12 protein-coding genes are annotated in these 11,382 nt (G+C 74.1%); 9 read left to right on the forward strand and 3 right to left on the reverse strand.

Going from position 1 to position 11,382, the window contains the following annotated elements; genetic code table 11:
- The first annotated feature begins 368 nt into the window (after positions 1-368).
- Positions 369-2,276 carry an AMP-dependent synthetase/ligase gene (locus ABT085_RS36955; RefSeq protein WP_351618405.1) on the forward strand — a complete coding sequence of 636 codons (1,908 nt, stop codon included), beginning with the start codon at positions 369-371 and terminating at the stop codon, positions 2,274-2,276.
- 34 nt (positions 2,277-2,310) lie between these two features.
- Here the strand turns inward: ABT085_RS36955 and ABT085_RS36960 are convergent, their stop codons facing one another.
- Positions 2,311-2,487 (reverse strand): hypothetical protein, encoded by a 177-nt coding sequence (locus ABT085_RS36960; RefSeq protein WP_338017563.1) that lies wholly within the window; start codon positions 2,485-2,487, stop codon positions 2,311-2,313.
- A gap of 304 nt (positions 2,488-2,791) precedes the next feature.
- Here ABT085_RS36960 and ABT085_RS36965 point away from each other — a divergent pair, with 304 nt between their 5' ends.
- Positions 2,792-3,226, forward strand: a complete 435-nt coding sequence (locus tag ABT085_RS36965; protein ID WP_351618409.1) for an ATP-binding protein — start codon at positions 2,792-2,794, stop codon at positions 3,224-3,226.
- Positions 3,227-3,325: 99 nt separating this feature from the next.
- Here the strand turns inward: ABT085_RS36965 and ABT085_RS36970 are convergent, their stop codons facing one another.
- Together ABT085_RS36970 and ABT085_RS36975 are read right to left on the reverse strand one after the other, a co-directional pair.
- A complete protein-coding gene (locus ABT085_RS36970; protein WP_351618412.1) occupies positions 3,326-3,697 on the reverse strand; it encodes a PRC-barrel domain containing protein in 372 nt (123 codons plus the stop codon).
- A 140-nt stretch (positions 3,698-3,837) separates the two neighbouring features.
- Positions 3,838-4,806, reverse strand: a complete 969-nt coding sequence (locus ABT085_RS36975; protein ID WP_351618415.1) for an anti-sigma factor RsbA family regulatory protein — start codon at positions 4,804-4,806, stop codon at positions 3,838-3,840.
- Between the two features lie 215 nt (positions 4,807-5,021).
- Here ABT085_RS36975 and ABT085_RS36980 point away from each other — a divergent pair, with 215 nt between their 5' ends.
- The 7 genes from ABT085_RS36980 (at position 5,022) to ABT085_RS37010 (ending at position 11,265) form a co-directional block, all read left to right on the forward strand.
- Entirely contained in the window at positions 5,022-5,885 is an 864-nt protein-coding gene (locus tag ABT085_RS36980; protein ID WP_351618418.1) for an RNA polymerase sigma factor SigF, read from the forward strand.
- A gap of 122 nt (positions 5,886-6,007) precedes the next feature.
- A complete protein-coding gene (locus ABT085_RS36985) occupies positions 6,008-6,400 on the forward strand; it encodes an STAS domain-containing protein (protein WP_351618421.1) in 393 nt (130 codons plus the stop codon).
- Between the two features lie 135 nt (positions 6,401-6,535).
- A complete protein-coding gene (locus ABT085_RS36990) occupies positions 6,536-7,444 on the forward strand; it encodes an STAS domain-containing protein (RefSeq protein WP_351618424.1) in 909 nt (302 codons plus the stop codon).
- A complete protein-coding gene (locus tag ABT085_RS36995; RefSeq protein WP_351618427.1) occupies positions 7,441-7,857 on the forward strand; it encodes an STAS domain-containing protein in 417 nt (138 codons plus the stop codon). The genes ABT085_RS36990 and ABT085_RS36995 overlap by 4 nt, the downstream gene beginning before the upstream one ends.
- The gene (locus tag ABT085_RS37000) at positions 7,857-8,306 is read left to right on the forward strand and encodes an anti-sigma regulatory factor (RefSeq protein ID WP_351618430.1); all 450 of its coding nucleotides are present in this window, start codon (positions 7,857-7,859) and stop codon (positions 8,304-8,306) included. Before ABT085_RS36995 ends, ABT085_RS37000 begins: the two co-directional genes overlap by 1 nt.
- On the forward strand, positions 8,306-9,388 hold the full coding sequence (locus tag ABT085_RS37005; RefSeq protein WP_351618433.1) for a SpoIIE family protein phosphatase: 1,083 nt from the start codon (positions 8,306-8,308) through the stop codon (positions 9,386-9,388). The genes ABT085_RS37000 and ABT085_RS37005 overlap by 1 nt, the downstream gene beginning before the upstream one ends.
- The gene (locus ABT085_RS37010) at positions 9,385-11,265 is read left to right on the forward strand and encodes a PP2C family protein-serine/threonine phosphatase (RefSeq protein ID WP_351618436.1); all 1,881 of its coding nucleotides are present in this window, start codon (positions 9,385-9,387) and stop codon (positions 11,263-11,265) included. The genes ABT085_RS37005 and ABT085_RS37010 overlap by 4 nt, the downstream gene beginning before the upstream one ends.
- Positions 11,266-11,382 lie beyond the last annotated feature (117 nt).

Raw genomic sequence — 11,382 nt, forward strand, 5'->3', positions numbered from 1 at the left:
AGGCGGAGGAGGGAGCGGACGCGGTGGGGGCACCTCCCGGCCGAAGGCTGGGGGACGTCGGTGACCGACGACAACGCCGCAGATGTGCGCACCACACCCCGCGCCGCCGGGCTGATCCAAACGACAGGCCCTAGGGACGGGCGGTCCGGGCGCGGTGTCGTCTCCGTGCCCGGACCGCCGGTCGTCGTCCGGTTTGCCGGACCCGGGATTCAAACGGGGGCCGGCCCGGTCCGCCGTGTGGAAATGATCACGGCTCGATTACTTCTCCGTTCCCGGCCCCATCCGGTCTCTCCTGGGCTAGATTCGACCACCGTCGATAACAGTTCTCGTAGGCGGAGTCACTCCCCGTACACCCCAGGAGCCAGCGCATGCGCGACTTCGCCTTCGCTCCCCCGGCCACACCGTCCGTGACCGGGGGACTCGCCGACACCGTCTTCGACACCGCGGCACGCAACCCCGCCCTGCCGCTGCTCGCCCGCCGCCGGGGCACCTCCGAGAACGCCTCCTGGGAAGAGGTGACGGCCGTCGAGGTCCGGGACACGGTGGTCGATCTGGCCAAGGGCCTGATCGCGTCCGGCATCTCACCGGGCGCCCGGGTGGCCGTCATGGCACGCACCCGCTACGAGTGGACGGTCCTCAGCCTCGCGCTGTGGACGGTCGGCGCCGAGGTGGTGCCGATCCACCCCACCTCCTCCCGCGACCAGGTCGAATGGATGCTGCGCGACTCGGGCTGCGTCGGCGTCGCGGTCGAGGACGAGCAGAGCGTGATGACGGTGGGCTCGGTGTGCGCGGGACTGCCCAACCTGCGGCACGTCTGGCAGTTGGACGCGGGCGCGCTCGAACAGCTCGTGGAGCGGGGCGAGTTCATCCCCCTCACCACGGTGGACTCGCTGCGCCGTATCGTCATGCCGGACTCCACGGCGGTCGTCGCCTACACCTCCGGCACCTCGGGACACCCGATGGGCTGCGCGCTGAGCCACCGCAGTCTGGCGAGCCCCTGCGACACCCTGCTCCAGGGCTGGGGCCACACGGCGGCGCAGGCCGGGGAGCAGCCGGCCGTCCTCGCCTTCCTGCCGTTCTCCCACGTGTACGGGCTCATGATCCAGGGCCTGTGCCTGCGCGGCGGCCTGCTCATGGGCCATGAACCCGACCTCAGCGAGGAGTCCCTGGCGTCGGCGCTGCTCTCGTTCAGGCCCACCTACTTCTACGCCGTACCGTCGGTCTTCGAGAAGCTGTACAAGACTTTCCTGCGCACGGCCCAACAGGCGGGCCGGGGACCGCTGTTCGAGCGGGCCGCCGAGACGGCGCGGGACTTCGCCGCGGCGAACGAGCGGCAGCGGCTGGGCAGGGGCTCGGGCCCCGGCCTCGACCTGCGGTTGCAGCACGCCCTGTACGAGCGGACGATCTACCGCAGGCTGCGCGGCGCGCTGGGCGGCCGGGTGACCCGCGCCACCTCCGGCGGTTCACCGCTCAGCCGCGAACTCTCCCTCTTCTACGAGGGCATCGGCATCTACGTGCACGACGGCTACGGGCTGACCGAGACCGCCGGCGGGATCACCATGCAGCCGCTGGGCCGGGAGAAGTCGGGGACGGTCGGACAGGCGCTGCCCGGCACGGACATCCGGGTCGCCGAGGACGGGGAGATCCTCGTGCACGGACCGTCGGTCTTCCAGGGATACGTCAACGACGAGGCCGCCACCCGGGCCGCGCTGCGCAACGGCTGGCTGGCCACCGGCGACCTCGGGCATCTGGACCACGAGGGCTACCTCACCATCACCGGCCGCAAGAAGGACACCATCGTCACCAGCGGCGGCAACAGCGTCGCGCCCGCCCCGCTGGAGCAGCGGCTGCGGATGCATCCGCTGGTGCACCAGGCGGTGGTCGTCGGTGACAACCGGCCCTGTGTGGGCGCGCTGATCACCCTGGACCCGGACTACCTGGTGCACTGGCGGGGGGCCCTGACCCTCCAGGGCGACACGCCCAACCGGGAGGCGCGGGAGGAGAACGCGCTGCGGGAGGAGATCGGGCGTGCCGTGGCCGCCGCCAACAGCGCGGTGTCCCGGGCCGAGTCCATCCGGGTCTTCCGGTTGCTCCCGGACCAGTTCGACCAGTCCAACGGGCTGCTGACCCCGTCGATGAAGCTGCGCCGGGACGCGATCGTCCAGCACTACGCGCAGGAGATCGAGGCGATGTACCAGGCACGCTCGCGTGTTCCACGGCAGCCCACCGCGGAGGAGGTGCTCGGCTGGGACGACGCGGACAACATGTTCCGCTAGCCCCGGCCGCCCCGGCCGGTACCGGCCGTCCCGGTCAGCGCCGGCGGCCGCGGCTCGCCCAGGCGGTGCCGACGCCCGCGAGATGCAGGCTCAGGGCGGTCAGCCCGAGCAGCATCACGTTGGTCGATGTGAAGACGTCGTTGGTGGAGATGTCCGCGGCATTGATCAGGAACGCGATGAACAGCAGGACCGCCGCAACGATGGCCAGCACAGGTTCTCCTCTTGTCGATGGTGTCGGGGTCTTTCCGTGGCGTCCGGGTTCCCCGGAAACGCCGGGACAGCCGTCCCGGCCGCGATTTCCCTGCGCGGTGCAGCGTCGGCTCCGTCCCCGTACGCTCCGTGACCGGAGGCGGGCCCGGTGTGTCCCGACGGCGGGCCGGGGAAGGATCACCCGTACGGCCCCCACCTCGGACGCGTACGCCGCGCACCCTCGGGAACTCGCAGAGGTGACGACACGAGAGACGTGTGAGAAGGGACGACAGCCCTGCCGACGTCGGGGGGCGAAGAGAGGCGAGATGGCAGCCGAGCAGCGCGGAGACGACACACTGGCCTCCCAGGACATCGCGAGCCGAACCGTCGGCTTCAGCGGCGCGCCCGCGGACGTGACCGGTGCGCGCCTGGCCGCGGAGGACTTCCTGCACGCTCTGGCCGGAGTCTCACCGCCCGCGGCGGCGGAGTGCTGGCACGACATCGTGCTGATCGTCACGGAGCTGGCCGCCAACGCCGTCCAGTACGCGCCGGGACCGTTCGAGCTGCGGCTGCGCCGTACGTTCGACGGCGTGCACGTCACCCTGCACGACAGCAGCACCACCCCGCCGACGCCCCGCCCCTTCAACCCCGCCTCCGGTGGCGGCGGGATCGGCTGGCACCTGGTGCACGCGCTGTGCACCCAGGTCAGCGTGGTGCCCGCCGACCGGGGCAAGGACGTGCACGTCTTCCTCCCCTGGTGAGTCACCGGGCCGGCCGGATCGGCTGTCCCTCCCCCGGTGGGTCACCGGGCCCGGCCGCGACGGTCGGTGCACCGCTGCGGGTGCGGGGCGGCAGGCGGGTCAGTCCCTCGCGCTCCTGGGCACGGCGAGCCGCTCGTAGTGCTCCCCCACGGTCGCCAGGTACCGCGTGTCCCTCGTCTCGCTGTCGATACGGAACCGCGGCGCCGCCTTGACCGCGCCCTGCGTGCAGGCCAGCGAGATCCTGCGGGCCCTCGGGTCCACCCCGGTGACGAGACCCGCCGGGACCACGGCGCTCCTGCCGAACAGCCAGACACCGCTGTCAACGACCAGGTGCCGCATGCCGTGGGGGTCCGCCTGCCGTGCCACGTGCCCGACCGTGCCGTCGGTCGCGACGACGGCGTAGCCCGTCAGATCCTGCCCCTCGACGTGACCGCTGTCCGGTGCGTACGCCCAGATTCTGCCTGTGGCCACACTGCTCCTCCCTCTTCCTCCCCGGGCCTGTGCTGCCCGTGCGGGCGGCCGACGGTCGCCCGCCTGTCCCACACAGCACCAAATACCCTTTTCCCGCACGCGCATTCGGGCCCGGCAAGATCGTGCGGGGCGACATGGCGTCAGCGGAGGTCGAGGCAGGCGCGCGTGACGGTGCCGTGCTCGCCGGTGTGGGTGCGCACCAGGTCCGCGAGCCGGTGCACGAGCAGCAGTCCGCGTCCCCCGATCTGCTCGGGGCGCGCGGGACGGCGGCCCGCCAGCGGATCGGTGAGCCGGCCGGAGTCGCGCACCTCGCACACGATCCGGCCGCCCTCGGCCCACAGTCCGAACGTGCCCCCGCCACCCCCGTGCACCACGCTGTTGGTCGTCAACTCCGCCACCACGAGAGCGAGATCGGGCAGCCGGGCGGCGCTCATGCCCCGGCTGCGCGCCTCGTGCACGGCGATGTCCCTGGTGTCCGGCAGCGCCGCGGCGTCGAAGCGGACCGTGACCGCGCGCGGCGGGGGCGGCAGCGGGAGGTTGCAGCGTTCCAGCGCGCCCCGCGGATCGTAGGCCCGGCTGACGGTCGTACGCCCCGCGTCGAGGACGAGCGGGTGCGTGGCGTGCGCGTCGGCGAGCGTCCCGGCGGACAGGGCGCGGGCGTCGTAGGGGCACAGGATCGTCACGGGCCGCCCCTGGAAGGCCGCGTTGATCAGTGCCTCGTGCTGGACGCAGGCCGGATACTCCTCGGCGGTCCGGCCGGGCCAGACCGGCTCCCCGACGATCCGTGCCCGGCGGTCCTCGCCGACGGCGTCCGCGAACGCCCGCAGCACCGTGGGGATGATGCGGCCGGGGTTGCGGCCGGCGGCGGTCATGTCGGTGAAGCGCACCTCGGCGGCGCGCGCGCCGAGCCCGTCCCGGATCAGTTCGAGCCGACGCGCGGGCACGGCGACGGCCACCGGCTCCCCCGCCGCGAGGCCTTCGAGGACGAAGGACACGATCTCCGCCCGGTACTCGTCGTCACCGCGGTAGAGGAACGCCGGGTGGACGAACGACTCCCCGGGGCTCTGCGCACGCCCTTCCTGCACCACCCGCACCCCCGCCTTCCGCATCCCGTCCCTCAGCGTACGTCGCCGTCCTGACGTACCGTCGGGGCCACCGGGTCCGGTGTGGCGGGCCCGTCTCCGCACCCGGCTCTGCACAAGCGGCGCTTTTCGGCCACTTCTTCGAGCCGCACCACTTTCTTTCGCCTCCCCCTGACATGAGTTGCGGAAGCCGGGGCAGTCGACCCCTGTCAGCAACTCGTACGACGAACGGAGTGGGCGGCATGAATGCCGTGACGGCAGCGGAGCAGACGGTCGCGGGCGGCCTTCGGGACGGCCTGCCGTTCATCGACAGCCCCTCACAGGTCAGCCCGAAGGACGCACGCGAGCTCTCCCGCCGGTTCTTCGACCGGCTCGCGACCCTGGAGGAGGGCACGCCCGAGCACCAGTACGTGCGCAACACGCTGATCGAGATGAATCTCTCCCTGGTGCGCTACGCCGCCTCCCGTTTCCGCAGCCGCGGGGACTCGATGGAGGACATCGTCCAGGTCGGCACGATCGGTCTGATCAAGGCCATCGACCGGTTCGAGCTGTCCCGCGAGGTCGAGTTCACCTCGTTCGCCGTCCCGTACATCGTCGGTGAGATCAAGCGCTTCTTCCGCGACACCAGTTGGGCCGTGCATGTGCCCCGCCGGCTCCAGGAGGCCCGGGTCGAGCTGGCCAAGGCCACCGAGGAACTCCAGACCCGGCTGGACCGGATGCCGACCACGCGCGAGCTCTCGCAGCTCATGTCGCTGTCGGAGGAAGAGGTCATCGAGGCCCGCAAGGCGGCCAACTGCTACACGTCGTCCTCCCTCGACGCCGCCCTCACCTCCGACGGCGGCGCGGACGGCGAGTCGGTGCTGGCCGACTTCATCGGCGAGGAGGAACCGGCACTGGAACTGGTGGAGAACTTCCACTCCCTGGCGCCCCTCATCGCCGAACTCGACGACCGGGAACGGCTGATCATCCATATGCGCTTCGTGGAGGAGCGCACGCAGGCGGACATCGGCAAGGAGCTCGGCATCTCCCAGATGCACGTCTCCCGCCTGATCACCCGCATGGTCCGGCGGCTGCGCACCGGGCTGCTGGGCCCCGAGATCGCCTGACACCCCTGTGCCCGGTGCCGCCGCCCGAGAGCGGTGACACCGGGCACAGCCTTGTGCGGGGACCTGTGCCCCCCGCACCGCAGACCAGCACCGGATCAGTCGCCGCACGCGTGGAGGCATTCGTGACACGAGCCCGCAACCCCTTGTCCGTCGAGGTCACCGTGCCCCGGGAGGACATCGCCCTGGTCGCGGTCGAGGGCCATCTGGACCTCGACACCGCGACCGAGTTCCAGCACCAGCTGGCCAACCAGCTCCACCACGGCCGCCGGCACTTCCTGCTCGACCTCTCCGCGGTCCCGTTCATGGACTCGTCCGGCATGAACATCGTGCTGCGGGTGTACCAGGAGGCACGCGGGGTGTCGGGAAGCGTGCACGTCATCGCGCCCGCCCCGGCCGTACGGCGGATCCTGGACCTCACCGGCGTCAGCATCACGGTCCCCGTCTCCGAGACCGTCGACGACGCCCTCGCGCTGGTCGGCACGGCGCCGCAGGCCGCCCCGGACCCGCGAACCTGACGATGCGCCACAGGCCGCCCCGGACCGGCGGACCTGACGGGCCACGCGCCACGGCCGGGGCAGGACCGGGCGGCGAGCGGGCCGGGGCCGGACGACGGCCGCCGGTCGCCGCGACAGACACGAGGAGTGAAGCAGGTGCCGGAGCACGAAGCGGAAGCACAGCAGGGATCGCCGGCCCGGCAGGTCGGGGTCTTCCTGCGCCGCCGCCGCGAGCAGATCGCGCAGCGGTGGGCCGACGAGCCGCTGTTCCGCGCGGTGTTCACCGTCTCGCGGGACGAGGCGGTCGAGGCGGGACGGTCGGTGGCCGACGCACTGGCCGAAGTCGCCGCGGCGGAACGGGTGGCGGATCCCGAGGCCACCGGATTCACCCTGGTACGGGAGCAGTTGGCGCGGATGGCCGCCTCGCGCGCCCGTGCCGGACTGGGCACCGCGCAGGTGTCGAGGGAGGTCGACGCGCTGCGGCCGCCGGTCGTGGACCTCCTGGTCGCCGACCTCGCCGGCCTCACCGACGTGCCGCCCGGACGGCTGCGGGAGTGCGAGTCCGCGCTGACCGTGCTGCTCGGCACCCTGCGGCTGGTCGTGCTGGAGACGGCGCTGAGCGAGGGCGAGGCCCTCATCGACCGGCAGCGGCTGCAACTGCTGGAGGTGGCCACGCCCGTCATCAAACTGTGGGACGGCATCGTGGCCGTACCGCTCATCGGGACGCTCGACAGCGCCCGCAGCCAGGTGGTCATGGAGACGCTGCTGGAAGCCGTCGTCGACCAGCAGGCGCGGTACGCGATCCTGGACATCACCGGTGTGCCGACGGTCGACTCGCTGGTGGCCCAGCATCTGATGAAGACGGTCGCGGCGGCCCGGCTGATGGGCGCGGAGTGCGTGGTCTCCGGCATCCGGCCCGCGATCGCGCAGACCATCGTCCACCTCGGTCTGGACCTGGGCACGGTGGTCACCCGGGCGAGCCTCGCCGACGCCCTGGCGCACGCCCTGCACCGGCTGGGGGCGGACATCGTGCACGCCACGCCGGGCGGTGCGGGGTCGCGGTGACCGACGAGTTCTCCCGCCCGCCCATGGTGCACGTGCCGGTGCTCCGGCTCGGTGACGTCCTCCTGGTCACCCTCCAGGGGGACCTGCACGACAGCACGGCCGAGCAGCTCCAGCAGGACATCACGGAGCGGATCGGCAGCAGCGGGGTGACGGGCGTCGTGATCGACATCTCCGGCATCGAGATCGTGGACTCCTTCCTCGGCCGGGTGCTGGCCGAGATCGCGGCGAAGGCGGGGCTGCTGGCGGCCAGGACCGTGGTCGCGGGCATGCGTCCGGCGGTCGCGATCACCCTGGTGGAGATGGGGCTGACGCTGCCGGGGCTGCGTACGGCCCTGAACACCGAGGCGGCCCTGCGCCTGCTCGGCGACCCGGCGCGGGCCGGCGCCGCCGGGCCGCGGCCGGGGAGACGGTGATGGAGGCGGCCGCGGGCGTCGACGCCCGCCTGCCGATCCGTTCCGACCTGGACCTGGTGTGGGTGCGCCAGCATGTGCGCCAGGCCGCCGCCCGGCTCGGTTTCGGTCTGGTCGAGCAGACCAAGCTGGTCACCGCGGCGAGCGAACTGGCCCGCAACACCCTCGTGCACGGCGGCGGCGGACAGCTGACGGCGGCCCGGGTGGCCCAGGGGCGGGCGCAGGGGCTGCGGCTGGCCTTCAGCGACGAGGGCCCGGGGATCGCGGACCTGGAGCAGGCCCTGCGGGACGGCTACACCTCCGGCGACGGGCTGGGGATGGGCCTCGGCGGCGCGCGCCGGCTGGTGCACCGGTTCGCGATCGACAGCACCCCGGGAGCCGGCACCACGGTCACGGTGACGTCCTGGGCGGGCCGGCCGCCCCCACCGGGGCACCCGCGCGAGGAGTGGTGATGGCACGGCTGTGGGACGTACCGGTGCACGACTCGACCCGGGTGCGCGACTCCAGGGTCGCCGCCGAGGAGGCCGCGGCGATCGCCGGGCTGGACGAGCGGCGCACCGCCGCGGCCGCGCTGGTGGCCAGCGAGCTGGCCACCAACCTGCTCAAGCACGCCGGCGGCGGACAGCTCCTCGTCGACCTGGTCGCGCCGGCCACGGCCGGCGAGGGCCGGGACGGGCACGACGTCGTGCAGATCGCCGCGGTCGACCACGGTCCGGGCATGCCCGATGTCGGCGCCGCCCTGCGCGACGGGTTCTCGACGGCCGACTCGCTGGGCGCGGGCCTGGGCACCTGTGTCCGCCTCGCCGACGACTTCGGCCTGCACAGCGCCCCGGGCCGGGGCACGGTCGCCCTGGCCCGGATCGGCGCCGCCCCCGGCCGGGCCGGGCGTGCCGCCGCCGCGGTGACAGGGGGCGCGCAGCGGTGCGTGGCGCGGGCCGGCGGGATCAACATCCCGTTCGCCGGGGCGGACTGCTCGGGCGACACCTGGGCGTGGGTGCGCGCGGGCGACCGGCTGACCCTGATGCTGGCCGACGGGCTGGGACACGGGCCGCAGGCGGCTCACGCGTCGACGGCGGCGGCGCGGGTGCTCGGCCGCTCGGCCCACCTCTCCCCCGCCGAACTGCTGCGGCACCTGGACGCCGGACTGCGCGGCACCCGCGGCGCGGCCGTCGCGCTGGCCCAGCTCGACGCCGACACCGGCCGGCTGACCTTCGCGGGCATCGGGAACATCGGGGCGCGGCTGCGCGAGGGCGGCACCTGGCGGCACCTGCTGTCCCGGCCCGGCATCGTCGGCGTCCACAGCCCCGCGACCCTGCCCGAGACCCGGCTGCCGTGGGGCCCGGACCGGCTGCTGGTACTGCACAGCGACGGGCTGCCCAGCCGGTGGGTCCCGCCGTCCGACCCCGGTCTGCTGCTGGCCGACCCGGCGGTCGTGGCCGCCGTGACCGTGCGCGACGCCGGCAGTGCCGCCCGCCCGGTCAGGGACGACACCGCCGTCGCCGTACTGGCGCCGAACCCGCCGGAGGGCCCATGAGACGGGTCTGGCCGGTCGCGTCCGTCACCGACGCGGCGCGGGCCCGGATCGCCACGGCCCGGGTCGCCGCCGCGCTCGGCGTGCCCGTCCTGGAGCGCACCCGGCTGGTCACGGCGCTCAGCGCCCGGCTGCGGCAGTGCCTCACCAAGGGCGGCGGCTGGCGGCTCACGCTGGAGGCGTCCTCGGCGCCGGGCGGAAAGCGGTCGCTGCACGCCCTGGTACGTCCCCGGGAGGGCGGCGAGCCGACGTGGCGGATGGCGGTGCGCTGCACCGAGGAGGCCCGGACGGCGGGGCCCGACGCGGTGGCCGACGGTCCCGGACTGCTGGCGGAGGCCCTGCTCGGCGCCGACGAGGACACCGCTCTCGTGCTGGGCAAGCTCGCGGACCAGGAGGCGCTGGTCGCCTATCACCGCGAGGAGCTGCACCAGACGAACCAGGGCGTGCTCGCGCTGCACGGCGAGCTGGACGCCGCCGGACGGGCCCAGCGCGAGGCGTTCGCCGCCGAACGCGCGGCGCATCGGGAGGCGGAGCGCGCCCGGCGCAGGCTGACCTTCCTGGCCGACGCGAGTGCGGTGCTCACGGCGTCCCTGAACCACGACGAGATCGTGCGCAGGCTGCCCGAGCTGCTGGTCCCCGAGTACGCCCGCAGCGTCGACGTCTGGCTGTTCGACGCCGAGGACGAGCAACGGCTCCCGGAACCGTCCCGGACCGACACCGGCCGGCAGCCGCCCGGGACCACAACTGCCGAGGACGGCGGCCGGCACCCCGGCGCCGCCGCACCGGCCGGCCCCCACGCCGACGCGCCGGAGCGGGGCGGCGGACCCGGGCGGTCCGGGGCACGTCCTGCCGCCGCCGTGCTCGCGGCCCGCACCGGCCGGCCCCAGTACGCCGCCGGGCACCCCGGCGGGCTGCCCGGCGTCGACGACCAGCCGCCCTCGGCGCTGGACCCGGCCCGGCCGCTGCTGTGCATCCCGCTGCCCACCCGGCACGCACCCCTCGGCGTGCTGACGCTGTCCCCGCCGGGCGGACGCTGGGACCCCGACGACGCGGTCATGCTGGTCGAGCTCACCCGGCGGGCCAGCACCGCCATCGACAACGCCCGGCGTTTTGAACACAACCGGGACATCGCCGAGACGCTCCAGCGCGCCCTGCTCACGGACCTGCCCCGCACCCCGGGCCTGCGCCTGGCGGCCCGCTATCTGCCGGCCACGTACGGGCTGAACATCGGCGGGGACTGGTACGACGCGTTCCGTCAGCCCGACGGGAGCCTGATCACGGTGATCGGCGACGTGACCGGGCACGGGCTGCACGCGGCCGTCATGATGAGCCAGCTGCGCACCGCGCTGCGCGCGTACGCCGTCGACGGCGGCAGCCCGGGCGAGTTGCTCACCCGGCTGCACGTACTGCTGCGTCATCTGCAACCCGATCTGTACGCCACCGCGGTCATCGCCCGTTTCCATCCGGACGACCCCACGGTGACCTGGGCGGCCGCCGGTCATCCGCCACCCGTGCTGCGCGGGGCCGACGGAGGCGTCCGGGTCCTCGACGCCAAACCCGGCGCGATGCTCGGCATCCCGCTGGAGCAGCGGATCGCCGACCACACCGTGCGGCTGTCCCCGGGCTGCACGCTGGCGCTCTACACGGACGGTCTGGTGGAGCGCCGGGCCCGGGGGATCGACGCGGGCATCGAACGGCTGGCGGCCGCGCTCGGCGCGTTCCGCCCGGCGGAGCTGGACGCGGACCTGGACGGCGTGGCGGACCGGATGCTGCGTCCGCTGCTCGGCGACTCCCCGCGCGAGGACGACGTGTGCCTGTTGCTGTGCCACGTCGACGGCCCGAGCGGCCGGACCCGGCAGCCGGGGCCGCCGCCGTCCTGACCGCGCGGCGGCCCGTGCGGAGCGCGCGGCGGCCCGTGCGGAGCGCGCGGCGGCCCGTGCGGAGCGCGCGGCGGCCCGTGCGGAGCGCGCGGCGGCCCGTGCGGAGCGCGCGGCGGC

Source organism: Streptomyces sp. NPDC002265, assembly GCF_040296125.1.
Classification (GTDB): Bacteria; Actinomycetota; Actinomycetes; order Streptomycetales; family Streptomycetaceae; genus Streptomyces.